At 38.3% G+C, this 26,099-nt stretch carries 23 protein-coding genes and 2 tRNA genes; 16 read left to right on the forward strand and 9 right to left on the reverse strand.

Annotation, left to right across the window (positions count from 1 at the left end; translation table 11 throughout):
* Positions 1-61: 61 nt before the first annotated feature.
* A complete protein-coding gene (locus E0W68_RS00195; protein ID WP_205435303.1) occupies positions 62-844 on the forward strand; it encodes an endonuclease/exonuclease/phosphatase family protein in 783 nt (260 codons plus the stop codon).
* Between the two features lie 9 nt (positions 845-853).
* On the opposite strand, the gene E0W68_RS00200 is transcribed toward E0W68_RS00195, so the two are convergent.
* The 5 genes from E0W68_RS00200 to proS form a co-directional block, all read right to left on the reverse strand.
* Positions 854-1,186, reverse strand: a complete 333-nt coding sequence (locus E0W68_RS00200; protein ID WP_135217403.1) for a hypothetical protein — start codon at positions 1,184-1,186, stop codon at positions 854-856.
* A 212-nt stretch (positions 1,187-1,398) separates the two neighbouring features.
* Positions 1,399-1,650 carry a 30S ribosomal protein S20 gene (gene rpsT / locus E0W68_RS00205; protein WP_135217404.1) on the reverse strand — a complete coding sequence of 84 codons (252 nt, stop codon included), beginning with the start codon at positions 1,648-1,650 and terminating at the stop codon, positions 1,399-1,401.
* Positions 1,651-1,687: 37 nt separating this feature from the next.
* Positions 1,688-1,759: transfer RNA gene (locus E0W68_RS00210), tRNA-Glu, on the reverse strand.
* A 58-nt stretch (positions 1,760-1,817) separates the two neighbouring features.
* Positions 1,818-1,889: transfer RNA gene (locus E0W68_RS00215), tRNA-Glu, on the reverse strand.
* Between the two features lie 80 nt (positions 1,890-1,969).
* The gene (proS, locus tag E0W68_RS00220) at positions 1,970-3,445 is read right to left on the reverse strand and encodes a proline--tRNA ligase (RefSeq protein ID WP_135217405.1); all 1,476 of its coding nucleotides are present in this window, start codon (positions 3,443-3,445) and stop codon (positions 1,970-1,972) included.
* Between the two features lie 103 nt (positions 3,446-3,548).
* On the opposite strand from proS, the gene E0W68_RS00225 reads away from it, so the two are divergent.
* From E0W68_RS00225 to E0W68_RS00240, 4 genes are all read left to right on the forward strand, one after another.
* Positions 3,549-4,598 (forward strand): hypothetical protein, encoded by a 1,050-nt coding sequence (locus E0W68_RS00225; RefSeq protein WP_135217406.1) that lies wholly within the window; start codon positions 3,549-3,551, stop codon positions 4,596-4,598.
* Between the two features lie 66 nt (positions 4,599-4,664).
* Positions 4,665-6,146, forward strand: coding sequence for an OmpP1/FadL family transporter (locus E0W68_RS00230; RefSeq protein ID WP_225990319.1), 1,482 nt, complete (start codon positions 4,665-4,667; stop codon positions 6,144-6,146).
* Positions 6,147-6,293: 147 nt separating this feature from the next.
* Positions 6,294-7,613 (forward strand): 30S ribosomal protein S12 methylthiotransferase RimO, encoded by a 1,320-nt coding sequence (gene rimO / locus E0W68_RS00235; RefSeq protein ID WP_135217407.1) that lies wholly within the window; start codon positions 6,294-6,296, stop codon positions 7,611-7,613.
* 73 nt (positions 7,614-7,686) lie between these two features.
* Positions 7,687-8,115 carry a hypothetical protein gene (locus E0W68_RS00240; protein ID WP_135217408.1) on the forward strand — a complete coding sequence of 143 codons (429 nt, stop codon included), beginning with the start codon at positions 7,687-7,689 and terminating at the stop codon, positions 8,113-8,115.
* Here the strand turns inward: E0W68_RS00240 and E0W68_RS00245 are convergent.
* Positions 8,112-10,328, reverse strand: coding sequence for a B12-binding domain-containing radical SAM protein (locus E0W68_RS00245; RefSeq protein WP_135217409.1), 2,217 nt, complete (start codon positions 10,326-10,328; stop codon positions 8,112-8,114). The two genes, E0W68_RS00240 and E0W68_RS00245, sit on opposite strands and share 4 nt — an antisense overlap.
* Before the next feature lie 93 nt (positions 10,329-10,421).
* Between E0W68_RS00245 and E0W68_RS00250 the strand changes: the two genes are divergently transcribed.
* The 5 genes from E0W68_RS00250 to E0W68_RS00270 all read left to right on the forward strand — a co-directional run bounded on the left by E0W68_RS00250 (position 10,422) and on the right by E0W68_RS00270 (position 14,448).
* Positions 10,422-11,138, forward strand: coding sequence for a hypothetical protein (locus E0W68_RS00250; RefSeq protein ID WP_135217410.1), 717 nt, complete (start codon positions 10,422-10,424; stop codon positions 11,136-11,138).
* 79 nt (positions 11,139-11,217) lie between these two features.
* Positions 11,218-12,021 (forward strand): 23S rRNA pseudouridine(2604) synthase RluF, encoded by an 804-nt coding sequence (rluF, locus tag E0W68_RS00255; protein WP_135217411.1) that lies wholly within the window; start codon positions 11,218-11,220, stop codon positions 12,019-12,021.
* Between the two features lie 17 nt (positions 12,022-12,038).
* Positions 12,039-12,206, forward strand: coding sequence for an alkylphosphonate utilization protein (locus E0W68_RS00260; protein WP_306786357.1), 168 nt, complete (start codon positions 12,039-12,041; stop codon positions 12,204-12,206).
* 394 nt (positions 12,207-12,600) lie between these two features.
* Positions 12,601-13,503 (forward strand): helix-turn-helix domain-containing protein, encoded by a 903-nt coding sequence (locus tag E0W68_RS00265; RefSeq protein WP_135217412.1) that lies wholly within the window; start codon positions 12,601-12,603, stop codon positions 13,501-13,503.
* Positions 13,504-13,599: 96 nt separating this feature from the next.
* Positions 13,600-14,448 (forward strand): SDR family NAD(P)-dependent oxidoreductase, encoded by an 849-nt coding sequence (locus tag E0W68_RS00270; RefSeq protein WP_135217413.1) that lies wholly within the window; start codon positions 13,600-13,602, stop codon positions 14,446-14,448.
* A 181-nt stretch (positions 14,449-14,629) separates the two neighbouring features.
* Here E0W68_RS00270 and E0W68_RS00275 read toward each other — a convergent pair whose 3' ends face one another.
* Entirely contained in the window at positions 14,630-15,514 is an 885-nt protein-coding gene (locus E0W68_RS00275; RefSeq protein WP_135217414.1) for a bifunctional 5,10-methylenetetrahydrofolate dehydrogenase/5,10-methenyltetrahydrofolate cyclohydrolase, read from the reverse strand.
* 78 nt (positions 15,515-15,592) lie between these two features.
* Positions 15,593-16,933 carry a signal recognition particle protein gene (gene ffh / locus E0W68_RS00280; protein ID WP_135217415.1) on the reverse strand — a complete coding sequence of 447 codons (1,341 nt, stop codon included), beginning with the start codon at positions 16,931-16,933 and terminating at the stop codon, positions 15,593-15,595.
* Positions 16,934-17,335: 402 nt separating this feature from the next.
* Here ffh and E0W68_RS00285 point away from each other — a divergent pair, with 402 nt between their 5' ends.
* From E0W68_RS00285 to E0W68_RS00310, 6 genes are all read left to right on the forward strand, one after another.
* Positions 17,336-18,880, forward strand: coding sequence for a hypothetical protein (locus E0W68_RS00285; protein WP_135217416.1), 1,545 nt, complete (start codon positions 17,336-17,338; stop codon positions 18,878-18,880).
* A 17-nt stretch (positions 18,881-18,897) separates the two neighbouring features.
* Entirely contained in the window at positions 18,898-19,404 is a 507-nt protein-coding gene (locus E0W68_RS00290) for a hypothetical protein (protein WP_135217417.1), read from the forward strand.
* Positions 19,405-19,410: 6 nt separating this feature from the next.
* A complete protein-coding gene (locus E0W68_RS00295; protein ID WP_135217418.1) occupies positions 19,411-19,941 on the forward strand; it encodes a DUF6705 family protein in 531 nt (176 codons plus the stop codon).
* A gap of 588 nt (positions 19,942-20,529) precedes the next feature.
* A complete protein-coding gene (locus E0W68_RS00300) occupies positions 20,530-21,051 on the forward strand; it encodes an RNA polymerase sigma factor (RefSeq protein WP_135217419.1) in 522 nt (173 codons plus the stop codon).
* A 44-nt stretch (positions 21,052-21,095) separates the two neighbouring features.
* Positions 21,096-21,998: a FecR family protein gene (locus E0W68_RS00305; protein ID WP_135217420.1), complete on the forward strand. Its 903-nt coding sequence runs from the start codon at positions 21,096-21,098 to the stop codon at positions 21,996-21,998.
* A complete protein-coding gene (locus E0W68_RS00310) occupies positions 21,995-24,535 on the forward strand; it encodes a TonB-dependent receptor plug domain-containing protein (RefSeq protein WP_135217421.1) in 2,541 nt (846 codons plus the stop codon). Before E0W68_RS00305 ends, E0W68_RS00310 begins: the two co-directional genes overlap by 4 nt.
* 82 nt (positions 24,536-24,617) lie before the next feature.
* Here E0W68_RS00310 and E0W68_RS00315 read toward each other — a convergent pair whose 3' ends face one another.
* Positions 24,618-26,006: a peptide-N-glycosidase F-related protein gene (locus tag E0W68_RS00315; protein ID WP_135217422.1), complete on the reverse strand. Its 1,389-nt coding sequence runs from the start codon at positions 26,004-26,006 to the stop codon at positions 24,618-24,620.
* Between the last annotated feature and the right edge of the window lie 93 nt (positions 26,007-26,099).

Consider the following 26,099-nt stretch of genomic DNA (forward strand, 5'->3'; position numbering starts at 1 on the left):
CATTAATATAATTTACTTACTGTACCTGATACTTCCTTTTACAATATTAGGAAAAAAACAGGTGCTTAAATCCGGCAGCAATGAGCCTGAGCAATGTATCAGTATCATGATTAGTAATGTATATCAACACAATACTAATACTCAGGGTTGTATTAAAGAGATATATAAAGCAAACCCGGATGTAGTACTCTTACTGGAAACAAATAACCTGTGGAAAGAAGGTACTGACGAACTTAGTGAAAAATATCCCTATCATGTAAAAGTACCGCAGGAAAACACGTATGGTATGCTCCTGTATTCTAAATTAAAACTAACGGACAGCGAAGTAAAGTTTATGGTAGAAGATGATATTCCTTCTATACATACCAAAGTAATTTTAAAAAGCGGTACAGCAATACTGCTTTGCGGGGTTCACCCTACTCCTCCCTCTCCTACCGAAAACGAACGATCTAAAGAGCGGGATAAAGAATTGTTATTAATAGGCGATATTGTAAAACAACAAAATATGCCGGCAATAGTAGTTGGCGATTTAAATGACGTGGCGTGGAGCCATACCACAAGCCTTTTTTTAAAAATGAGCGGATTACTTGACCCAAGACGTGGCAGAGGATTCTTTAACTCATTTCATGCAGGCTACCCGTTTTTACGCTTTCCGTTAGATCATGCTTTTATTTCACCCGACTTTAAACTTAATACTATAAAAAGGTTGGATAACTATGGTTCTGACCATTTTCCGATATTCATCGAAGTACAGTATGAACCGCATAATAAAAATCATGAAAACGTAATGCAGCCCGATGCAGACGATATAAAGGAAGCGACTGAAAAGAAAAATAAAACGTAAAAGCGTAATCTATCTTCTTCCTGCTAATTCTTCTTCTCCTTTAACTGCAAGGGTACGGATAATAAAAGAGCCGCAAAACAAATAATAAACCATAGGCTGGGCTCTTGCATATGCATAACCTTCATAAAAAACTACTAACAGAAGCCCGCCAAGTACAATTTCGGATATATAGGGTTTCCTGAACTTGAATTCCGATTTAAAAACGGTAATAAGCATCAGTATTGCATAAGCAATAGTAGCGCTTACAACAACCGTTTCTGCCAAATAAACACGCCCTATAAAAGCAAGCCCAAAACTACACACTATTGCTGCAAAAGTTAAAAATAAAAGAATCCTGAGCATATAAAAATAATAATTATTGATAGTACAAGTGTTAGTAAGGTCTGATAATTGAATTTGTAAAAATTATTGGACTAAAATATAAAAATATTCTAATTTAAAAACGCTTTCGTTTATTTTATCTCTTGTATAAAATCAGTAAAAATAAGTAAGTATGCAAACAAAAAAAGCTCCCGTAACGGGAGCTCAATATATTTATGAACCGCAGATGCTTATTAAAGGGCAGCTACGTGCTTAGTAAGTTTCGATTTAAGGTTCGAAGCTTTGTTAGCGTGAATAATGTTTTTCTTCGCCAATTTATCGATCATAGAGATAACACCGGAAAGTTTCTCCGAAGCTTCATTTTTATCAGTAGCCACACGTATCGCTTTAATAGCATTACGGGTAGTTTTGTGCTGATATTTGTTCAACACTCTTTTCTTTTCGTTGGTTCTTATTCTTTTTAGAGCTGACTTATGATTTGCCATTTTCTTATATCTTAAATGTCTTAATTATTCCTTGTTGTAGTCCGTAGGGGAATCGAACCCCTGTTACCAGGATGAAAACCTGGCGTCCTAACCCCTAGACGAACGGACCATTAAATGTTCCTGAAGTCTTGGTGATCATTCAAAAAAAATCCTTCAACTTCTTTTTGTAGCCCGTGGGGGAATCGAACCCCCCTTACCAGGATGAAAACCTGGCGTCCTAACCGATAGACGAACGGGCCATTTTGTTTCTCTAATGCGGATGCAAAAATACAACTATTTTTTATTTACGCAATAGTCGAAACAAAAAAAATATAAATTTTTAATATGCCTTTGCAAACAGTACTCTGCCGACAGACGGGCTGCCTGTTAACATGCACTTTCCTGGCTCTTCTTTTCTATCTAAGGCTATGCATCTTATGGTAGCTTTAGTAAGTTCTTTTATTTTCTCTTCCGTTTCTGTTGTACCATCCCAGTGGGCTGCTATAAAGCCTCCTTTGCCCTCCAATACCTCTTTAAACTCGTCAAAACTGTTTACTTCGGTTATATGCGAGTCTCTGTAGCTTTTTGCCTTATCATACAGGTTAGTTTGTATCTCTTCAAGCAAGTCTTGTATATAAGCTACAATAGCTGTATTGGCAACAACTTCTTTGGTTAATGTATCTCTGCGGGCAACTTCAAAAGTACCGTTCTCTAAATCCTTAGGTCCAAGAGCTATACGTACCGGCACGCCTTTAAGCTCATATTCATTAAACTTAAAGCCCGGTTTATGAGTATCTCTATCATCATATTTTACAGAGATATTAAGTTTTTTCAACTTAGCCATCAATGTTTTAGCCTCTTCGGATATCGCTTCAGACTGCTCATCTGTTTTGTATATAGGTACAATAACCACCTGTATTGGTGCAAGGTTGGGCGGTAGCACCAGTCCGTTATCATCAGAATGTGTCATAACCAAAGCTCCCATCAATCGTGTAGATACTCCCCACGAGGTAGCCCATACATACTCCTGAACACCTTCTTTAGTGGCAAATTTAACATCAAATGCTTTTGCAAAATTTTGCCCTAAAAAATGCGATGTGCCTGCCTGCAAAGCTTTACCATCTTGCATTAACGCTTCTATACAATAGGTTTCTATAGCACCTGCAAAACGCTCGTTGGCTGTTTTAACTCCTTTAATAACAGGTATTGCCATAAAGTTCTCGGCAAAATCAGCATATACATTCATCATTTGCTCCGCTTCGGCAATAGCTTCCTGTTGTGTGGCGTGTGCCGTATGCCCTTCTTGCCAAAGAAACTCAGCAGTACGCAAAAACAATCTTGTTCTCATTTCCCAACGCACCACGTTAGCCCATTGGTTTATAAGTAAAGGTAAATCGCGATACGATTGTATCCACCCTCTGTAAGTATCCCAAATAATAGTTTCAGAAGTTGGGCGCACTATAAGCTCCTCCTCCAGTTTAGCATCCGGATCTACTTCTATTGTTTTCCCGTCTGCAGCCGTTCTGAGTCTGTAATGAGTAACCACAGCACACTCCTTGGCAAAACCATCTACGTGGCTTGCCTCTTTACTGAAATAGGACTTGGGTATAAACAACGGGAAATAAGCATTTTGATGTCCTGTTTCTTTAAACATCCTGTCTAATTCTGCCTGCATTTTTTCCCAAATTGCATAGCCGTATGGCTTTATTACCATACATCCCCTTACGCCTGAATTTTCAGCAAGGTCTGCTTTTACAACCAGTTCATTATACCATTTGGAATAATCTTCTGACCGTTTAGTTAAGTTCTTACTCATTTTATTTTAGATTGGCACAAATATTGTTTATATTTATAATAGTAGAAATCGTTTGGCAAAAATAACTATTTTGCGAAGCCCAACAATAAAAAAATGCAGAGATATGAAAACTAATTACTACATACTGCGCCGAATTTCCCTTTATTCCGTACTGAGTATATTAGGGCTTGCTATAACTTCGTGCAGTTCCTACCAAAACACTTCAACGTATAATAACGACGGGATATATGGCTCCGTACCTCATGATGAGAATAATGAGCCTGTATATACTTATAATGATGGTAATGTTGACGAATACCGCGATGGCGATGTATCGGGGCAAAACATGAATTATACCACTTACTTTAAATCGCTTCAAAATCAGTATCCCGCAACAGCTTTTACTGATGTAGAGGAATACAGCTCCTATGAACAGGATACTATAGTACAGGAAGGCGACAGTTATACTACCTACAGCAATAACGCATACCCCGGATGGGGCGAGCAAAACGACAATGTAATTGTAAATGTTTACGGCGGCTATGGAGGCTGGAATAACTGGGGCTGGGGTCCCGGATGGAACAACTATTGGGGTTGGAACGGCGGCTGGGGCATTGGCTGGAATAACTATTGGGGTTGGAATGCCGGCTGGGGCTGGGGTCTTGGATGGAACAGTTGGAACTACCCTTACTATGGCGGATGGGGCTATGGTGGTTGGGGTTACTATAACGGATGGGGTAACAACTACTATTATGGCAATAACCATTACTATGGCAACAGATCCAGATCGACAAGTTATTATGCAGGCGGAAGAGATGCCTATTATAACAACGGTCGTGCAGGAAGAAGTGCAAACTATAACTCAGGACGCAGAAGCGCTACCGCTAACAGTTCCAGAAGAGCTACCAGTACCAATACTGTAAGGAGAACCGAAGGTACATCGCGCTACAACACCTCTACCAATAGAAACAACAGCAGCAGAAATAACAACTTTAACAATTCATCAAGAAATAACAGTACCAGAAGTTACTCACCATCAAGAACCAGCTCTCCCTCAAGGAGCACCCGAAGCAGTACCGTAAGCCCATCCAGAAGCTCAGGAGGTTTTGGCGGAGGCAGATCATCAGGTGGTGGAGGATCTCGTGGTGGTGGATCTCGCGGCGGAAGAGGATAAAAATATTCAAGCCTTATGTATTATTTTCTGTAAATAACATAAGGCTTTAAAGTAAAAATTAAAGTTATGAAAAATATACTATTGGCTGCATTTAGCCTTGCAGCGGTAACATCCTATGCGCAACGGGATTTAAATTCGGCAGCAGACGGTGTTCGTTATGCAATGGATAATTTAACAGGCTCGGCACGTTTCCGTGCTATGGGTGGCGCATTTGGCGCACTGGGTGGCGACCCTTCGGCTATAATGGTTAACCCTGCCGGTTCTGCTATTTTTAACTACAACTCGGGTACATTTTCGCTATCCAACTACAATACCGGTAATACCTCTACCTACTTTGGCACGCAAACCAAGAGAAATGACAGTGCTTTTGACTTGAACCAAATGGGGGCTGTTTTTGTTTTTAACAATACAAATGAGGAAGCCTTTATGAACAAGTTTACGCTGGGCTTTAATTATGACAACATCAACAATTTTGACAATAATATCTATTCGAGAGGTACAAACCCTACCAATTCAGTAGATCGTTACTTCCTAAACTATGCCAACGGTACATCATTAGGTACACTTCAAAACAGTTTTATCGAAGAGCTTAACTTTTCGCAACAACAAGCTTTCTTAGGCTATAATGCCTATATATTTGACCCCGTTAGCGAAGCTCCGAACAATACTGCCTATGTATCGGGCTATGATACTGATGCTAATAATTTTTATCAGGAAGACTTACTTAATACTACAGGTTTTCATGGTAAGGTAGCTCTAAACTTTGGTGCGCAATTAAAGAAACGAATATATGTGGGAGCAAACATTAACGTACACTTTACCGATTATATAAAAACAAGTAACTTTTATGAAGACGCCAATACCCCTTCGGGGCTTAACGGCATTCGCTTTAACAACGAGCGTTATACCTATGGTGGCGGAATATCCTTCAACTTAGGAACTATTGTAAAAATAACGGAAGAATTAAGAGCCGGCGTTGCTTATGAATCGCCCACATGGTTGCGACTGCAAGATGAGATACGACAAAACATAGTATCATACGGAACAGAAAACGGCAATGTGGTGGTTAATCCCTATCTGACTTTTATATTGGATGATTACACATTAAAAACACCTTCAAAATGGACGGGCAGTCTTGCTTATGTTTTCGGCAAAAACGGTTTATTAAGCGTTGATTATTCTATTAAAGATTATGGTAATACCGAGTTTGTAACCAATGGCTACGATGCCGTTAATGCCGAGCTGAGTAACACTCTGGATATGGCCGGCGAACTGCGCGTGGGCGGAGAATATCGTATTAAAAATTTCAGTTTAAGAGGGGGTTATCGTTTTTCCGAAAGCCCGTATAAAAATGGTACAACCGTAGGCGACCTTACAGGATATTCAGGTGGTTTAGGCTTTGCTTTTGGCAACTCAAGGCTCGACCTTGCTTATACTTGGTATCAACGTAAAATGGACGTACAATTTTTCAGCACAGGGCTTACCGATGCTGCCCGAGTAAAAAGCACTAATAACAACGTAACACTATCCTACACGCTGGATTTATAATTATTTATTCGTCTTACTATATATTTCAAAAAAGCCATTCCTAATTTGGGAATGGCTTTTTTATAAAACCAGCCTGTTAAATTTTAACCCTCATACCCTGCTCAGTATCAATAAAAAGCGTAATTTTGCACTCCAATTTTCAACTACATGAGAACCAAATCGTTAAAGAAGAATAAGATAAATGTAATAACCCTTGGGTGTTCCAAAAACGTGTATGACAGCGAAGTACTGATGGGGCAACTGAAAGCCAGCGGCAAAGACGTTACCCACGAAGCTCCTGCACATGAAGAAGGAAACATTATTGTGATAAACACCTGCGGTTTTATAGACAATGCAAAGGAAGAGTCGGTGAACATGATATTGAATTATGCTGACAAAAAAGACCAAGGACTGGTAGATAAAGTATTTGTTACAGGATGCTTATCAGAACGCTATAAACCCGATTTAGAGAAAGAAATACCTAATATAGATCAGTATTTCGGTACTACCGAATTGCCTTTATTACTTAAAGCTCTTGGTGCCGACTATAAACATGAGCTTTTGGGCGAACGCCTTACCACTACTCCAAAAAATTATGCTTACCTGAAAATTGCCGAAGGCTGCGACCGCCCATGCAGTTTTTGTGCCATCCCGCTTATGCGTGGTAAGCACGTGTCGCAACCTATAGAAAAACTGGTTAAAGAAGCTGAAGGGCTGGCACGTAATGGTGTTAAAGAACTAATATTAATAGCACAAGACCTTACCTACTATGGGCTTGACCTTTATAAAAAACGTAACCTTGCCGAACTGCTTGAAAATTTGGTAAAAGTAGAAGGAATTGAGTGGATACGCCTGCATTATGCTTTCCCTACCGGTTTCCCGATGGATGTACTGGAAGTAATGAAACGTGAACCGAAAATATGCAACTATATCGACATTCCGTTACAGCACATTGCCGATAATGTATTAAAGTCAATGCGTCGCGGTACAACTCAGGAAAAAACGACCAAATTATTAAAACAATTCCGAGAAGCCGTACCCGGTATGGCAATACGCACCACACTTATAGTGGGCTATCCCGGCGAAACCGAAGAAGATTTCCAAACCCTGAAAAACTGGGTAGAGGAAATGCGTTTTGAGCGTTTGGGGTGCTTTACGTATTCGCATGAAGAAAATACGCATGCTTATTTACTGGAAGATGATGTTCCTGCCGAAGTAAAACAACAGCGCGCTAACGAAATTATGGAAATACAGTCGCAGATATCATGGGAGCTGAATCAGGAAAAAATAGGGGAAACATTTCGTTGTGTTATCGATAGAAAAGAAGGAAACCATTTTGTGGGGCGTACCGAGTTTGACAGCCCTGATGTAGATAATGAAGTATTAATAGATGCTACAACAACTTACCTGAAAACAGGCGAATTTGTAACTATAAAAATTACCGATGCCACAGAGTTTGACTTATATGGCACTCCGGTTACCGAATAAAACTTAAATGTATGCCAAAGGAAACTTTGGCTTTTTTATTGTACTTTTGATTATAGTATAACACATTACTTTTATGAAAACGATAAAAAATCTTATACTTGTTTTTACATTCCTCATGGGCTCGGTTACTGCGTTTGCACAGTATTACGACCCTTATAACGGTACAGGGGCGGGCGTTGACCGTACTATAGACCGCCAGAGGAGTGCGCCCCGAACTAAAAACAAAGAAAAACTCAATCAGAAAATAGATATTGTTGAAGAAACCGTAAAGCAACTTGACAAAAAACTGAAATTGGACGATTTTCAAAAAGCTGCCATTACTGTTATTTATAACGATAACAAAGATGAAATATTAGGTATTGCTGATGAGGACATTCCTCTAAAGGCAAAAAAGCAAAAGGCAGAAGACATAAGCCAGAAGATTGATAAACAAATTATAAAACTCCTGTCTGAAGGACAAGCCGAAAAATACCAAGAAATAATTGACGACCGAAAATACTAAAGTACCAACAGCCCAAAATCACGCAGGGTATTTATGGGCTTACTGTACCAAAACAATTCAAAATCTTCGCTGCAAGCTGTTTCATAGCTGTGTTTTGCCTGTGTAAAAGTAAGGGGTTTAACAGCAACATCACTTAAAAACGATACAAGCCATTGCTCCTGCTCCTGATTTATTTGTATGGTATAAACTTCTCTTTTGTCATGAAATGTAAGGGATGATACCTCATAGGTACGCCCTTTTTTAGTTTTAGTAAAACGCGAAACAGCAGGCTTCCCTCCCAGCCACACTAATTTAGCGGTAGGTTTTATGGTAAATTCAGTATCTTCCTGTAACACATTATAAATATAATCAGGGTCAATTTTAGTGCGCGGTACTTTAAAGTCAAACCAATCCTGTAGCGGATAATCAAAACAAATACCGTGCATATAGTTGAAGAGTGATTTTTTTAGTCCGAAGCTAAACTTGTCATGTTCTGCGCCTGTCTTGTCGATATGTACAATATCATTATTAGCAAAACTGCCTATACTATCACTTTCCTTAACTACATTAAACTTCTCAGGATATAACCCTACAGGGCTGTGCGCCGTCATAGCAAACTGATGCCAAAACCCCGATTGCAAAATACCAGTTTCAAACATCTGGCGTACCATTTCGAGAGAATCTATCGTTTCCTGCGCTGTTTGGGTCGGGAAACCATACATCAGGTAGGCATGTACCATTATCCCGGGTTCGGTAAAGTTTCGGGTTACTCGTGCTACCTGCGCTACCGTTACCCCTTTTTGTATCAGGTCGAGCAACCTGTCCGATGCTACCTCCAACCCACCCGATACCGCGATACAACCCGAAGCCTTTAGCAGTCGGCAAAGGTCGGCAGTAAAACTCTTTTCAAAACGAATGTTAGTCCACCAAGTCACCGCAAGTTTACGGCGTATTATTTCCAGAGCTACCTCGCGCATTAATGCCGGCGGTGCAGCTTCATCTACAAAATGGAAACCGTTTTGCCCCGTTTGCGCCACCAGTTCTTCCATACGGTCAACAAGCAGTTTTGCAGCAACGGGTTCGTATATTTTAATATAATCGAGCGATATATCGCAAAAAGTACACTTGCCCCAGTAACAGCCATGTGCCATAGTAAGTTTATTCCATCGCCCGTCGCTCCACATACGGTGCATGGGGTTTACAATCTCAATAACCGAAATATAACTATCCAGAGGCAACCCTGCATAATCGGGTGTGCCTACCTGTGCCTGTTTATAATCCGGTTTCCCCGAATTGTCTATATAGGTCACTTTATTATCCTGTAAAACAAAGGTTCGTTTTAGCTGACTAAGCTCTCTCCTGCCCTCTATATATTCAACCAAACACTCAATAGGGGCTTCGCCATCATCCAGTGTAATAAAGTCGAAAAACTCCATTACTCTTGAATCACTAAGCGAGCGCAACTCAGTATTCGGGAAACCGCCACCCATAGCAATTTTTACTTTTGGGAAATGTGCTTTTATATACTGCGCACTCCTGAAAGCTGCATACAGGTTACCGGGAAACGGCACCGAGAAACAAACCAAATCAGGTTTTTCTTCTTCCATGCGCCGGTGTAGTAACCCTATCAGTAACTCATCTATATAGGTATAGGGTTGTTGCAGGCTCTCATACAGTTCATCAAACGAATTTGCCGAACGCCCCAGCCTTTCAGCATAACGGCTAAAGCCAAAATGCGGGTCAACACACTCCACAATCAGGTCAGAAATATCTTCGAGATACAATGTGGCTAAGTGTTTTGCCTTGTCCTGCGTGCCCATTGTACCAAAAGCCCAGTCGAGTTCATCGAGTTGTGCAAAACGTGAGGCTTCGGGCAAAAAATCTTCCTGACAGATAAGGTGTGACAACGTAGGATTTTTGCCCTGCAAAAAAAGCATTACCGAATCGATTGTTTTTAAATACTCCTCTTTCAGGGCAATAATGCGCTCCGAGTTGGGTGTTAAGGGTTCAGCCTCTGCACCTCTCTCAAGGTGTGGGGAGTTTGTTGCTATTGCTGTAAAAAGATGGGTAAGCCCCTGTTTTGAAAACAGTTTATTAATAACATCAATACCCAAATCGGCTTGCGCAGTGGCAATGCATTTGGTATTCAGGAAACCTTTCAAGTAAGCCGTTGCCGGATAGGGCGTATTTAGCTGCGTAAAAGGCGGTGTTATTAAAAAAAGCTTGGCACTCAAAACTCGTATAATTTAAGATTGCAAAAGTAGGAGATATTTTTGGGATTTATAATGAGAATGGATTTTGAGTATATTTACTGAAAATCCAATAGTATGAAAAAAACATATATTCTATTTTTTCTAATATTTTTTGCATCGCTGCTATCATGCCATAATAATGAGAAAAAAGTAAATGATATAGCAGAAGTACTTCTATTGCCTAAAACTACAAATGAAAAATGTAATTGCCCTAAAGATAATATGTCCGGAACTTCCGAAGGTGATAAACCAATAAAAACTTACAATTTCTCTAATGGAAGAGTAATCTTAATGTGTGGTGGCTATACTGAAGATGAAATTATTTATTCAGAATTTATACTTTTGGATTGTTATAAACGTACTAAAATAGATTTTTGGGAGGCAACATTTAATGGAACTATATCTTTTAAAAATGACACCTTGGTTATCAAGGAAATAAAGAATTTACCAACAGGCTCAAAAAGATCTTTTGTTTCCACTGTTTGGAGCATTGAAAAACTATACTTTTCAGAAGCTGAATTAAAGCGTGATTTCGCACCAAACAGAAATATAAAAACATATTCTAAAGCCGAAATAACTAAAACGCTTAATGAGTTTAAAAATATTTCTACTAATAACAGCGAGGCAAACGAGGAACTAATGTACCGGCTTTTTATGTGTGCTATATCCGGTAGCGAGACTGCAAAAAAGAATTTTAATGAATTTCCTGAAAAATTAGATGTACTGGATGGTGCATTTTTAGAAGAATACAAAGAGCTTAAAGCTATGTTGAGAATATGGGGGATTGAATAAACTATAATTCCCGCTATAAAATTAGCTTATATACATCCATATTAGTTTCCAAACATTTTAAAATGTTTATTTTTGCGGAATGGAACAAGAACTCAAACGCCTTAATAAATTTATATCAGAAACCGGCTATTGCTCCCGCAGAGAAGCAGATAAACTGGTAGAAGAAGGTCGCGTTACCATAAATGGCGTAGTTCCGGAGATGGGTACCAAAGTAAGCATGGAAGACGAAGTGCGTATTGACGGCAAGCTCATCCGCGAAAAGACGGGCAGGCAAACCTACCTCGCCTTTAACAAACCTGCGGGGATAGAGTGTACTACCAACCTTGACGTTAAAAATAACATTGTAGATTATATCAACTATCCCAAGCGGATATTCCCTATAGGGCGGCTCGATAAAGCCAGCGAAGGCTTAATATTTATGACCGACGATGGCGATATTGTAAACAAAATACTCCGCGCGCGCAACAACCACGAAAAGGAATATATAGTAACGGTAAACAAACCCATTACCGACCGCTTTATTCAGCGTATGGGCAACGGCATTCCTATTCTGGATACCGTAACCCGAAAATGTAAGGTAGAGCAGATAAGCAAATATATTTTCAGGATAGTATTAACGCAAGGGCTTAACCGACAAATCAGGCGTATGTGCGAATATTTGGGCTATGAGGTTACGGCGTTGAAACGTATCCGTATCATCAATATATCGCTGGATGTGCCTGTGGGCCGTTACCGCGACCTTACGCCTGCCGAAATTAAAGAGCTTAACTCTTTGATTGAACCCAGCAGTAAAACGGAGGAAGCAAGCCTGCCCAAAGCACAACCCGCAAGACCACGCCCCATAAATAATGCTACGCGTAATAACAGAAACCGAAACAAATAACATAAATATACACACCGATGGAAGTAAAAGACAGTAACGGAAACATCCTTAACGACGGCGATACTGTAACCGTAATTAAAGACCTGAAAGTAAAGGGGACTTCGAGCGTAATAAAAAGAGGTACTACTGTTAAAAATATTCGACTTACGGATGACCCTGCCGAAAATAGATTGCCGTGTAAATAAAAACGGCAATGGTATTACGAACGGAGTTCGTGAAAAAATCATAAATAAGTAAAGCTCGCTGATTAGCGGGCTTTTTATTTTGAACAAATCGAATATTGGTTTTTACTGTGTTGAGTAAGAGAAAATAGTATTAAAACGAAGTATAAAAAAACAGGCTCAAACGGTTATCCACTACCTCGCCTGTTTTTACCAACTAAAAAATTACTTAGTAACAAATATAGACAAAACTTGTATCACTCATCAATACTTTTAATTATTTTTTGTTTTTTCGAAAAATAATATTTACAGCTATTTTCTTATCTTAATTAATTCAAATCACCTTATATTGGTAGTAAACCTATAATTACTACCTGCTTTTTTATTACCTTTGGTTGAATTTTGTAATTTCAAGACTATGAAACCTGAAACACTCAACCAGTTTTATGCAAATCATATGCATAAAGACGCCGCACCCCAAAACCTTAACAATAACATAGGTCACTTTAATGTATTTCGTCTTGAAGATTGCTCAATACCGGGTAAGGAGGTAAAATATACCCGCAGGGATTATTACAAAATAAGCCTTATAAGAGGCAACATCCTTTACCATTATGCTGATAAAAGCATACAGATATCAGGCACTACCCTCATGTTCTTCAGCCCGCAAGTACCCTATACATGGGAAACCATTTCGGGAGACACTACAGGCTGCTTTTGCATTTTTACGGAGTCTTTTTTTACCGAGGGTATGCGGGGTACACTTAGTGAGCTGCCCATGTTTGCACCGGGTGGCAAGCCCTCTTATATTCTTGATAAAGCGCAGGAAGCTACTGTTGTAGCTATTTATGAAAAAATGCTTGCTGAGATAAACTCTGATTATACTTTTAAGTATGACTTAATAAGGAGCTATCTTAATGAGATGATACATCTTGCCCTGAAAACAGAACCTGCTGAAAACCTGTATGAACACCCAAATGCCAATTCGCGAATAACAGCGATATTTAAAGAGTTGTTGGAAAGGCAGTTTCCTATAGAAACGCCCATGCAGCGGTTTAATATGCGATCGGCAAGTGATTTTGCCGATAGCCTTGCCGTGCATGTAAACCACCTGAACCGCGCTGTAAAAAACACTACGGGAAAAACTACTACGGCATTAATAAGCGAACGCATTATTGCCGAGGCAAAAGCATTGCTTAAACATACTGACTGGAATATATCGGAAATAGGGCGAAGTCTTGGCTTTGAAGAAGCGGCACATTTTAATAATTTCTTTAAAAAACAAACTACCACTACCCCTTCGAAATACAGGACTGTTTGAATTTTGTAATAATTAGTTTGTATCGGGTAATTACACCCCCGCGCTACCGCCATACATTTGTATCAAATTATTTATATAAATCAAAAAACAAATAGTATGGAAAATCAAACTGCACAAAAAGTATGGTTTATTACCGGAGCATCAAAAGGTTTCGGGTTAGAATTTGTTAAACAGCTATTGGCAAAAGGCGATGCCGTTGCCGCTACTTCACGCAACTTATCGCAACTTAAAGATGCAGCTAAAACGGATAGCCCTAACTTCCTGCCACTGGAAGTAAACCTTGTAGATGAGCAAAGCGTAAGTAAGGCTATAGCCGACACTCTGGCAAAATTTGGTAAAATAGACTATGTGGTAAACAATGCCGGATATGGTATAGCAGGCAGCCTGGAAGAGTTGAGCGATGAGGAAGCAAGGCAAAATTTTGATGTAAATGTATTTGGTTCACTTAATGTTATCAGGCAGGTAATGCCACATCTGCGCAAACAACAATCAGGACACATTTTCAACATTTCATCTATTGGTGGAATTACAGGTAGTTTTCCCGGTTTCGGAATTTATTGTGCTACCAAATTTGCCGTAGTAGGCTTTACCGAAGCACTAGCGATAGAAGGGAAACCTTTTGGCATTAAAGCCACCATTGTGTTACCGGGTTATTTCAGGACTAACTTCTTGGAGTCTGATTCGTTAGCTGTTTCTGCCAAACGAATGGACGAGTATAAAGAAGTAAGTGATATTCTGACGGTACACCAAGATCAGATTAACGGTAACCAGCAGGGCGATCCTGTAAAAGGTGTAGCCGAGATTATTAAAGTAGCCGGTATAGATAATGCACCGTTATACCTGTTTTTAGGCAGCGATGCACTTAAAATAGTTCAGGATAAAAATACTTGGCTGCACAACGAGGTTGAAGCATGGAAAGAGGTAAGTAAAGCTACTGATTTCTAAACCTTAATTTCTTAAAAACCAAAAAAGGGGCTGTCTCAAAAGTGCTTAAACAAGTATTTTTGTAATTCTGACGAAGTAAGAATCTGTTGTTTATCAAACAATTGAGATTCTTCACTCCATTACATTGCGTTCAGAATGACACTTTTGAGACAACCCCTTTTGTTTATTTATACTTTTTGCTTTATTTTTTAAACTTACGCTGTTCTCTTGCTAATAACGTATTTTTAAGCAGCATGGCAATCGTCATAGGTCCTACGCCACCGGGCACAGGCGTAATGAATGACGCTTTTTTACTCACATTTTCAAAATCTACGTCGCCCGTTATTCTGTAACCTTTTTCAGCAGTATCATCTGTTACACGGGTAATACCTACATCAATAACTACCGCATCGTCTTTTATCATTTCGGCTTTCAGGTAATTGGGTACACCCAGTGCGGTAATAATAATATCTGCCTGTGTAGTTATCTGACTAATATTTTTAGTATGGCTGTGTGTAAGTGTTACGGTGCTGTTGCCGGGAAAGCCTTTACGCCCCATGAGTATGCTCATCGGTCTGCCTACAATGTGGCTGCGTCCTATCACTACGGTGTGCTTACCCTCTGTTTGTACATTATAACGTTCTAAAAGCTCAAGGATACCAAACGGCGTGGCAGGTATAAAGGTTGTCATATCCAGTGCCATTTTACCAAAGTTTTCCGGGTGAAAACCATCTACATCTTTACTCGGGTCTATAGCCATAATTACTTTTTGGGTATCTATTTGTTCCGGCAAGGGTAACTGTACTATAAACCCATCAATGTCATCATTTTGGTTGAGCTCTTCTATTTTTTTCAAAAGCTCCGTTTCTGATGTTGTACTGGGCATTTTTATGAGTGTTGACTCAAAGCCTACACGCTCGCAGGCTTTTACTTTACTACCCACATAGGTAAGGCTCGCACCATCGTTACCTACTATAACCGCAGCAAGGTGGGGTACTTTCTCCCCGTTTTTTTTCATTTTGGCTACCTCGGCAGCAATCTCATTCTTGATATCGTTCGAGGTTTTTTTACCGTCAAGTAATTGCATAGTGTGTGTTGTGTATTTAGAATAGTAGTTAATTAAAAAAGACGCGGTTAACCGCGCCTCTGTATCCTCTGTTATCAGTTATGGTCGCATGCCTTTCATGCCGCCCATCATCCGCATCATATTTTTAGCGCCGCCTCCCTGCATCATCTTCATCATTTTGCTCATCTGGTCAAACTGTTTCAGCAGTTGGTTTACCTGCTGTATGGATGTACCTGAACCTTTTGCTATTCGATTTTTTCTTTTGGCATCCAGTACAGATGGTTTGGTACGCTCCGTTGGTGTCATAGAGTGTATAATGGCTTCGATATGTTTAAAGGCATCATCTTCTATCTCTACATCTTTCAGGGCTTTACCGGCACCGGGTATCATACCTACAAGGTCTTTCATGTTACCCATTTTTTTAACCTGCTGTATTTGGTTAAGGAAATCGTCGAAACCAAATTCGTTCTTGGCAATTTTCTTTTGCAGTTTGCGTGCTTCTTCTTCGTCATACTGCTCCTGTGCCCTTTCTACAAGCGAAACAACGTCGCCCATACCCAAAATACGGTCGGCCATACGATTTGGGTAGAACACATCTATAGCTTCCATCTTCTCGCCTGTACCTATAAATTTGATAGGCTTGTTTACTACCGATTTAATCGAAATAGCTGCTCCACCGCGTGTATCACCATCCAGTTTGGTAAGGATAACACCGTCAAAATCCAATCGGTCGTTAAATGCCTTTGCGGTATTTACGGCATCCTGCCCCGTCATAGCATCAACAACAAACAGGGTTTCCTGTGGTTGTATAGCTTTATGCACATTGGCAATCTCCTTCATCATCTCCTCATCAACGGCAAGACGACCTGCGGTATCGACAATAACTACATTAAAGCCGTTTGCTTTGGCATGCTTAATGGCATTTTGTGCAATCTCGACAGGGTTACGGTTTCCTTCTTCGGAGTATACCTCTACCCCTATCTGACCGCCTACTACGTGTAGCTGGTTGATAGCTGCCGGGCGGTATATATCGCACGCTACCAGTAACGGTTTTTTATTTTTCTTGGTTTTTAAATAATTGGCAAGTTTACCCGAAAAGGTGGTTTTACCCGAACCTTGCAAACCTGACATTAGTATTACCGAGGGGTTGCCTGATAGGTTTATGCCTGCGGCATCGCCCCCCATAAGCTCGGTAAGCTCGTCTTTTACCAGTTTTACCATAAGCTGACCGGGCTGTAATGTAGTAAGTACATCCTGCCCCAGTGCTTTTTCTTTTACGGTATTGGTAAATTCTTTAGCAATTTTAAAGTTAACGTCGGCATCCAGTAATGCACGGCGCACTTCCTTAAGGGTATCGGCAACGTTTACTTCGGTAATTTTACCGTGACCTTTAAGTATATGTAAGGCTTTGTCTAATTTATCGCTTAAATTTTCGAACATAAAAATCGAGGGTTTCTTTTATAGAAGTGCAAATTTAAGAATTTGATTTTTAAGTTACGGGATTAGGAGAAAATAAATAGATACATAATCGTAACATGAAAGCCTAAATACGAATAAATTCTTTATAATTATAAACACAAACTGTTAAAATTTAAATTTTTAATAAAAAATATACTATTCGAATTAAAATTATGTTTATAATTGTAAGGCTGTAACCCAACATACAGTCCAATTATCAACTAAAAAATAGTACTATCATGAAATCACACTCCAAAAATCGATACCTCATACTGTTGATTTCTTACCATTAATTTGTTTTACTTTCCAACCTTTTATTATATAACGTGCTCTATAAATAATAAAATGCCTGACAATTATAACCAATTTAAAAATTATTAACGTATGAAGAAAACCCTCAAAAAACTACAACCTGCCTTACTGGTCGTGTTGCTGGCTTTTACTTGTTGCCAGCAGGATGATGTGCACATGAATGACAACAACACATCAGCCAAAGGAAATTCTAGGATGATAACCTATGAGGAATTGAAAGCTATGCCAAAAGCAATTAGTATGCTGGAAAGCCTCAAGGAACAGAGGAGAAAAAAATCGGTATATAACGAACGGTATGATTTTACTGTGGATACTACCGAAATATTTCTTGTTGAAATAGGCGATTATCATTCCCTTACTTTCACAATTTCAAGGGATAGCGCCTATACCGATGTTACGGAAAACCTTGTACTGAATTGGGAGCCATATGAAGATTATAAAACATATATGGCTGAATATATGCTAACAGAAGAGGAAAAAGAAAAAATAGCTGATGGTGAATATGTTGACACCAAAGATAAAGAGCGGTTGTTAGTACTACCGGAATTTTCTCCTTCTACTATACTTAAATCAGCAGGAGGAGCAGGAGAAGACCAAATTATTATGGTAGATGGTATATGCTATAAAGGGATGTGGGTAAGGGATGAAAGTTATAGTGGTATTCCCGGTCAAATAGAGAAATCTAAGTTCAAATGGGTATATCTTCCTGTTCCTTGCCCTGAAGGACATCTTGATCCCAGCTATACGGAAGGTAACCATCCCGGTGGAGGAGGACCTACAAATATGCCTATATTTAATACTCCTTATCCAATTTCTCAAGAGCCGATTACTAATATGCCGGGACCGGGAGGCTATAATGGTGGTACTGGAAACAGTGGCAGCCCCTATAACCCTATATATACCAAACCAAGAGTAGAAATTGCGATAGCCCACCCCAGGGAATGTAAAAAAATAAAAGACGCCTTAGATAGTAATAACTTTAGGCAAGAGGTTGTTGATTTAGCAGGAAAGGTAAATGATCCTGTTAATGAATACGGAGCTGGTTTAGATCGTTTTGGTAATGTTATACCATTTCCTCCCGGTCCTGAAATTCAAGTTCCTATACCATTTGGAACACCCTCATTTCCCAACGGATATATTGTGGTAAGTCATACACACAATAATTCAATAGCAGGAACACTTTCAGTATTCTCAATATATGATTTAAGAAACATTGCACAATTTTTATTTGATAACCATATAAATGATGGTACATTTGTTGCTACGTTAAGTACAGCAAAAGGTACACATTATGCTTTAACTATAAATAATGTAACTAAGTTTAAAGATTTCTTTTTTTATTTAAGTGGTTCAACCAATCCTGCAGATGCTCAAAAAATTCTTATTTCAGCAAAAAATGCAACAAGTATAAGTAAGAAATATTTTGAGAACACAACAGGAAATGCAATAATAAGCGAAAGTGATACAAATAATATGAATGTCCTGAGAGGATTTTTAGAATTTTTGAATGAAGCTAATATGGGAGTTAGTCTTTTTAAAACTCAAGCTAATTTCCAGAATTTTGAACAGGTATCTTTAAAAAGAGATGGTTCTATACAATTTTCAACATGTCCTTAAAAAAAAACCAAATAATTATGAAAAATATACAATTTATATATCTTTTTATGGCTTTTACCATATTATGTACTATAAATGAAGCCAAAGCTCAACTTACCATTATGAGTCCATTTGAAGGGACTTGGGAACATATAGATGGAAACAAAAAGTTTGTTGTCAGTTTATGGAAAGAAGAAAATGATTTGTTAGGTCATTATAAAATGATTAACACTAACAACAATACAATATTATATAGTTCATACAAACTACTTACTACAGGTCAATTAAAATGGACTTTTGCTATTAATACTACTATATACAATTTGGAAGCATCTGGTATAATTATCGATAATTCTGTTTCATTTGAACCTACCGGATTTATTGAAGGATATATTAGAATGGACATTCAATCTGGTACAACTCCTTTAACAATACATTGGAGAGTATATGAACCTGAGGGATTAAAAATAGAAAATCAGCCTGACTTTAATATCCCTACTGATATAGTACTTACTAAAGTTTCAAACGAAATTAATTTGGAGTAAACCAGTATGCAACATAAACGGCACATAACAGGAATACTGTTTTCATTGCTACCTGTATTTTTGGGTAGCGTCAGTCAGGCAAAAGCCCAGCAGCTTAGCGTAGTTTCTCCTTATCAGGGTACATGGCATTACCAAAATGGTAATGAATTGTTTATTGTTACTCTATGGAAAGAGGGAGATAGTTTGCTAGGGCATTATAAAATGGTTACAATAAATAGTTCTGGAGTTATTATCTCTACACTCTATAATTCAAGAAAACTTTATAATGCAAATTCTCAGATAAAATGGCCTCCAGTTATTAATACTTCTATTGTGGATTTTTCTGCTTCCGGTGTCTTTTTAGATAACACTATAAATTATGAAAATGTCAGTTCTCTTGCAGGTGATATTAGATTAGATATGCAGCAAACTTCACCATTGACAATTCATTGGAAAATAAAAAAAGGAAAAGGAATTCGATTAATAAACGAGCCGGAACTAAATATCCCTATTGATATTATATTAACTAAGGTTTCCAATGAAATTGATTTAGAATAAATTAGTTTATTTCAATCAAAACCGCATAGTACTGGCTATGCGGTTTTTTATTAAATAAAAAAACCGACTCCGGGAAATGAGTCGGTTCATTTTTGGAAAAAACCTGAATATTTAAAAAAAAACACAACTATACAATTTATCTTTTGAGTATCTCTTTCAGTACTGTATGCCCTGCCGAAACGGGTAACTAAACCGGATAGCTTATGGATTGGCTCTTCGGCAAGGTGTAACAGTATCTCAAATTAATATTGTAAAAGAAATCTACTTTTTACGTTGTATTACCTCTGGCAAAAACCAACTGTAACAGTTGGTTTTATGTCCAGGGATAAAGAAACTAGCATTTCTTTTTCATAGTATCGTAATCCTTCGTGAGGTACTCCTTTAATTTTCAAAATATAAAGATGGGTAAACACCTCTATATTTAGATTAAACATTCATACCCTAAATTACCCTACCGTGTTAACAAAATTTTAACATTTAGTGATAATACAGTAAATGTGATGCAATAATCTTCGGGTGTTAAAAAACTCCATATTTGCACAGGTCAAAAAAAAATTCATAATTTAACAGCCATTTTTATATGCCAAAATGAAAAAAAATTCGCTATCGGGTATTTGTGAAGAGATTACATTTTCTAATTTTTTTAAAGATCATGTAAAATCGCTTCGCAACTATCTGTTTTATAAATTTGGAAATGAGGAACAGGCTGATGATGTTACCCAGGAGGCTTTTATAAAGCTATGGCAAAACTGTGCGGATGTACCGCCGGAAAAAGCAAAATCTTTTTTATATACAGTAGCCAATAATACATCGCTAAACCACATTGCACACCAAAAAGTGGTATTGCAGTATGCAAAAAGAAATACGCATGTGCATACTGACGAGCAAAACCCTGAGTTCCTGATGGAAGAGGAGCAGTTTAAAGTAAAACTGCAAAAAGCTATTGCAGGGCTTACCGAAGCACAGCGAACCGCTTTTTTGTTGCATAGGATAGATGGTAAAAAATATCATGAAATAGCTGAAATACTTGGTATTAGCATTAAAGCCGTAGAAAAAAGAATTCATGGCGCATTAGTAGAATTAAGAAAAGAAATTGAGAACATGAGGTAGGGAAAATAACGATGTAACTGTTATAGCTATAAAAAAGAGGAAAAATGAAAGAAGAGAAAGAAAATAATAAACTGGCAAAATGGCTTGACGGCAGGATGACCGATGAGGAGTTGCGTGAGTTTGAAGCATTGCCGGGCTTTGAGACCTATAATAAAATCAAAGCATTTTCAGGAGCATTAACTGCCCCTGATGTTGATATAGATACCCTGTACCAAAACGTAACACGCCATAAAAACAGGAAAAGCAGCGTGAGAAAGCTAAACCCATGGTTTGCTAAAATAGCGGCAACGTTATTGTTAACTTTAGGGCTTACTTACTTTTTTTATACCACACACACTACCAATACTGTAGCGGAAACAGGGGCACGTACTGAATTTTTATTACCAGACCATTCATCGATAGTACTTAACGCAGGCTCTGAAGCTGAGTATAGAACTTGGAACTGGGATAATAATCGTATAGTGGAACTTAACGGTGAAGCTTACTTTAAAGTTGCCAAAGGCAAAAAGTTTGATGTAGTTACCCCTTTGGGTACTGTTACTGTAGTAGGAACACAGTTTAATGTAAAAGCGAGAGGAAATCGTTTTGATGTTACCTGTTTTGAAGGTAAAGTAATGGTAAACAGCAATGGTGAAGAGATAATGCTGACACCGGGGCAAAGTGTATCCTTTGAAGATGGTAAAAATATTATTGTACCTTTGGAAGAAGCAAAGCAACCCGGATGGATTACTTATGAAGTAGCTTTTCATAGTGAAAAACTTACTAATGTAATTGCTGAAATGGAACGCCAGTATGGCTTAACAATAAGCTTACCTGAGGATGTTTACAGTCCCTTCAGCGGTGCTTTACCAATGAATGATTTAGATACCGCCCTTGATAACATAACAAGTATATACCACTTAAAAGCAAAAAGGACGGGCGACAGAATCGTATTAACCTCTGAATGAGATTAAACATAAAGTGTTTACTATTTTTAATACCCATTCTATTATTCGCCCCCAAAACCTTTGGGCAGGACGAGCAACGGCTTGTTGCCTTAAAGCAAATACTTGATACTATTGCCCTAAAGCATGATGTAAAATTCAACTATGCCGAAAAAGATATTTTTCAGCACACCCTATATCCGCCCGCAGCAACTATACCGCTACGGGCGAAATTGGTTTATATAACCAATCGTACAGGGCTTAACTATAAAGAAAACGGAAAGTATATAGTACTCTATAAAAGCATTAAGACTCAAGACAAAAAATTTTGCGCCTATATTACTGACGAGAACGGGAATATATTAGAAAATGCTTCTGTACAAATAAGTGACGAAAAAAGTATTGTTGCAGGTACTGACGGTTATTTTGAACTAAATACCCCTTCGTTACCCGAAAAAATTTATATAGCCCACTTAGGCTATAAACCGGTAAGCATATCGGTATCCGAATATACGGGAGATTGCCTTAATATAAAACTGCCTATGGCTCCGCTTGAGCTGAAAGAACTGATTACCGAGCGTTATCTTACTTCGGGTATCTCTAAAAAAAAGGATGGAAGTTTTAGTATTACACCGCAAAAATTTGGTATCCTTCCGGGGCTTATAGAACCCGATGTGGTGTTGGCAATGCAACAGCTACCCGGTATAACCAGTATAGATGAAACAGTATCAAACATTAATGTGAGAGGTGGCACGCACGACCAAAACCTCTTTATGTGGAATGGCATACGCCTCTTTCAAACCGGGCATTTTTTCGGGTTAATATCAGCTATAAACCCCAACATTGCTTATGATGTAAAAATTGCCAAGAACGGCACTTCGGCATTTTATGGTGAAAGTGTTTCGAGTGTGGTTGATATATCTTCGCGAATATCTGATATAGAAGATGGTAACACCAGCATTGGGGCAAATATGATAAATGCAGATTTTTATACCAAATTAAAAATCTCTGAAAAAGCAAATATAGAACTCTCTGCGCGACGTTCGTTTACTGATGTTCTTGACTTTCCTACCTATACAAAATACTCACAGCGTATATTTCAAAATACCGTAGTAACAGAACTGGCCAACAGTACTGATGTAAATTATAAAAGTGACAAGGAATTTTACTTTTATGATTTTACAGGACAATATCATCAAAAAATAAATAATCAGCATGACGTTTATGTACACATGATAGGTATAGACAACAGTCTGGATTTTACACAAGGTACTGTAAATGCCACAAATATAGTTACTACACTAAGTAACCTTAATCAGCGAACTCTTGGCATCGCCGCCGACTGGAAGTCTCAATGGAATGAAACTCACAGCAGTAATTTTGGTATCTACAGCTCATATTATAATGTAGATGGAAAAAATGAATCATTAGAATCGGGAGAAGTCGTAAAACAGCAAAATAAAATACAGGCACATGGTTTTCGGTTTAGCAATGTTACTATGCTCACCAATATGTACAGGTTGCATAGCGGTTATCAGTTTGACCAGTTGAGGGTAGAAAACATGGATATTATCAGTAATCCTGAATCGTTGCGGAATACTAATCAGGTATTGCGTACGCATGCTGTTATCGGGGAGATAGAATATAACCCTGATGAAGAAAAAGTATATGTACGAACAGGCTTACGGTTTAACTATATAGAAGAACTGGAAGCTATATATATGGAACCTCGCCTGCAATTTAATTATAAAATGGATGCTGCCTGGCAAATGGAAATACTTGCCGAACTGAAGAGCCAAACCACATCTCAGGTTGTAGAGCTTCAGGGTGATTTTTTGGGCATTGAGAACAGAAGATGGATACTGGCAAATGATATTGACGTTCCGGTGCAACACAGTAGTCAGATATCATGTGGATTTGCCTACAGGGATAAAGGATGGCTTATATCTATCGATAATTTTTATAAAAGGGTAAATGGTATTACTACCTATAGTCAGGCTTTTCAAAACCAGTTAGAAAAAGTAGAAGCCAGAGGTAATTACAGCGTTTATGGCACCGAATTTTTGATACAAAAACAGTATAGCAACTTTTATGCATGGCTAAGCTATACCTGGAATAATAATAAGTATCGTTTTGATGATATAGAACCGCAAAAATTTAGCAATAATTTTGAAATCAACCACAGTATAAACACAGCCGCTATATACGAATGGTACAATTTTAAAATTGCATTGGGGTCTAAATGGTTTACAGGTCGCCCTATAACCCAGCCCCTGCTCAACATACCCGTTTATGATAATAACGGAAACCCGTCAATATTATACGAATACCCTAACTCTGAAAACCTGGATAATTTTTTTCAGTTTAATTTCTCAGCTTCCTATCGTTGGGATATAAACCCTCAAGTGCGCATGCAGTTCGGGTTATCGGTGCTCAATATCTTTAACCGTCAAAACATTATTAACCGTTACTATCGTATTAATGCTAATGATGATATTGAGGTAGTAAATACTTATGCGTTAGAGCGTACGCCCAATGCTTTGATAAAAATTACTTTTTAATTGCATTACAAAAAGTCTGTCAAATAAAAATCCGCCACATTGTGGCGGATTTTCGAAACGTAAAATTAGCTAAAAAACTTTCTTACTTCTTAACAATTTTTCGTGTAGCCGTATTGCCATTGGCAAATGTTGCCTGTATGATATAGATACCGCTTTGTAACTGAGAAAAATCGGCGGTAGCTGTAGTGCCTGTATATACTGTTTGTCCTAATGTATTAGTAACATTTACTGCTTTTACCATTGTACCGTCAGTACTGTTTATAGTAACCAAATCTACAACAGGGTTAGGTGAAACACTAAATGTTGTAGCCTCAAAATTAGTAGTATTAAGCATTGGTGCAGCACCTTGTAGATATACTGACATTGGGAAATACCCCTGCCCGTCTGCAAACTGTGCATCCGGAACTTCTATCCTGAAACTGTGTTCTCCTGCGCTAAGATCTCCAAGTTCTATAATACGAATCGGGATTTTATCGCCGGGGCACCAGTTGTTCCAACTCCATGCAGCATCATTATCAGGTCTTGGATATGCCGGGGTAGTAGAACAATCATAATATATACAACTTGGCTGTGTGTTGTACTCAAAGAAAGGCGCACATGAAACACCTCCCGGTTTATACATTAAAACCTGCTCATCATCAAAATACACAAAGTGGTTACGTCTGATGTACTCCTCGCCTCCATTATTAGAGCCGTGATTGGAAGTTATAAGATAAAGTTTTACATCAGGAACATCCTGCTCTAAAGTAAAATTAATAGTCTTTACCGTTTCGCCTAATACATCAGTCCCGTCAAGCGTATAATTTTTTAGTTCATATTTATATACCAATGATTTTATGTAGTTATCCGTATCATCAATGGTATCGTCATACGTTGATGTAAACTCCAAACTACCCATATATACATCATTTCTGCCTTGACATCCGGGTATTTCTACCGCAGCACCACCCTGACCGGGACCGCCCTGATATCCATATACCTCAAGTTCTACCCAAAAATCAAAGTTTGATGTAATCGATTCATTATGAAACAGTTTTGTAAGATGATTTAATTCATATACATAAGGAACTGAATCCGGGTCAGTAACGTTTTTATCCATAAAAGGAGTAATAAAACGTCCTATTTCCAATCTTCCAACTTCTCCGTAAACGTATGAGGTTTGACCTTTAGGTACTAATACCAAGTTTACGTTACCAATCCTGTCATAATTATCGCAAAGCGGATTCAGGGTAACAGTCATTGTAAGGGTATTACCGAAAGAAGCCAACTGCTCTTCGGTTAGCATCTTGCCGTAAGATGAATTACTGTTTCTGATAGCTCCCTCAGGAACAGGTTCATCTACAGTAGCTTCATACATGCCGTAGTAAATAGCTTGGTCAAATACGGTAAGCGTGTAAGGGTCTTGTGCCCAAACTGTTGTAACAGTAAAAAACGATACGCAAAACGTTAATAATAGTAATGTTCTTTTCATTATATAGAAGTTTAAAGGCGTAATTTAAGAATTTTTTTAATTATTCTTTCTCATACAGTCCAATAAATTATACTATCAACTAAAAAGAAACTA

This window comes from Flavobacterium salilacus subsp. salilacus (assembly GCF_004634195.1).
Classification (GTDB): domain Bacteria; phylum Bacteroidota; class Bacteroidia; order Flavobacteriales; family Flavobacteriaceae; genus Flavobacterium; species Flavobacterium salilacus.

Bases quoted from the DNA above. Each gene is read 5' to 3' on its own strand.
- E0W68_RS00275 (WP_135217414.1), bottom strand. From the start codon at position 15,514: ATGCAATTACTTGACGGTAAAAAAACCTCGAACGATATCAAGAATGAG.
- rluF (WP_135217411.1), top strand. From the start codon at position 11,218: ATGGAACAAGAACTCAAACGCCTTAATAAATTTATATCAGAAACCGGC.
- E0W68_RS00300 (WP_135217419.1), top strand. From the start codon at position 20,530: ATGAAAAAAAATTCGCTATCGGGTATTTGTGAAGAGATTACATTTTCT.
- E0W68_RS00260 (WP_306786357.1), top strand. From the start codon at position 12,039: ATGGAAGTAAAAGACAGTAACGGAAACATCCTTAACGACGGCGATACT.
- E0W68_RS00225 (WP_135217406.1), top strand. From the start codon at position 3,549: ATGAAAACTAATTACTACATACTGCGCCGAATTTCCCTTTATTCCGTA.
- E0W68_RS00230 (WP_225990319.1), top strand. From the start codon at position 4,665: ATGAAAAATATACTATTGGCTGCATTTAGCCTTGCAGCGGTAACATCC.
- E0W68_RS00250 (WP_135217410.1), top strand. From the start codon at position 10,422: ATGAAAAAAACATATATTCTATTTTTTCTAATATTTTTTGCATCGCTG.
- rimO (WP_135217407.1), top strand. From the start codon at position 6,294: ATGAGAACCAAATCGTTAAAGAAGAATAAGATAAATGTAATAACCCTT.
- E0W68_RS00270 (WP_135217413.1), top strand. From the start codon at position 13,600: ATGGAAAATCAAACTGCACAAAAAGTATGGTTTATTACCGGAGCATCA.
- E0W68_RS00285 (WP_135217416.1), top strand. From the start codon at position 17,336: ATGAAGAAAACCCTCAAAAAACTACAACCTGCCTTACTGGTCGTGTTG.
- E0W68_RS00305 (WP_135217420.1), top strand. From the start codon at position 21,096: ATGAAAGAAGAGAAAGAAAATAATAAACTGGCAAAATGGCTTGACGGC.
- ffh (WP_135217415.1), bottom strand. From the start codon at position 16,933: ATGTTCGAAAATTTAAGCGATAAATTAGACAAAGCCTTACATATACTT.
- E0W68_RS00240 (WP_135217408.1), top strand. From the start codon at position 7,687: ATGAAAACGATAAAAAATCTTATACTTGTTTTTACATTCCTCATGGGC.
- rpsT (WP_135217404.1), bottom strand. From the start codon at position 1,650: ATGGCAAATCATAAGTCAGCTCTAAAAAGAATAAGAACCAACGAAAAG.
- E0W68_RS00265 (WP_135217412.1), top strand. From the start codon at position 12,601: ATGAAACCTGAAACACTCAACCAGTTTTATGCAAATCATATGCATAAA.
- E0W68_RS00290 (WP_135217417.1), top strand. From the start codon at position 18,898: ATGAAAAATATACAATTTATATATCTTTTTATGGCTTTTACCATATTA.
- E0W68_RS00200 (WP_135217403.1), bottom strand. From the start codon at position 1,186: ATGCTCAGGATTCTTTTATTTTTAACTTTTGCAGCAATAGTGTGTAGT.
- E0W68_RS00295 (WP_135217418.1), top strand. From the start codon at position 19,411: ATGCAACATAAACGGCACATAACAGGAATACTGTTTTCATTGCTACCT.
- proS (WP_135217405.1), bottom strand. From the start codon at position 3,445: ATGAGTAAGAACTTAACTAAACGGTCAGAAGATTATTCCAAATGGTAT.
- E0W68_RS00315 (WP_135217422.1), bottom strand. From the start codon at position 26,006: ATGAAAAGAACATTACTATTATTAACGTTTTGCGTATCGTTTTTTACT.
- E0W68_RS00310 (WP_135217421.1), top strand. From the start codon at position 21,995: ATGAGATTAAACATAAAGTGTTTACTATTTTTAATACCCATTCTATTA.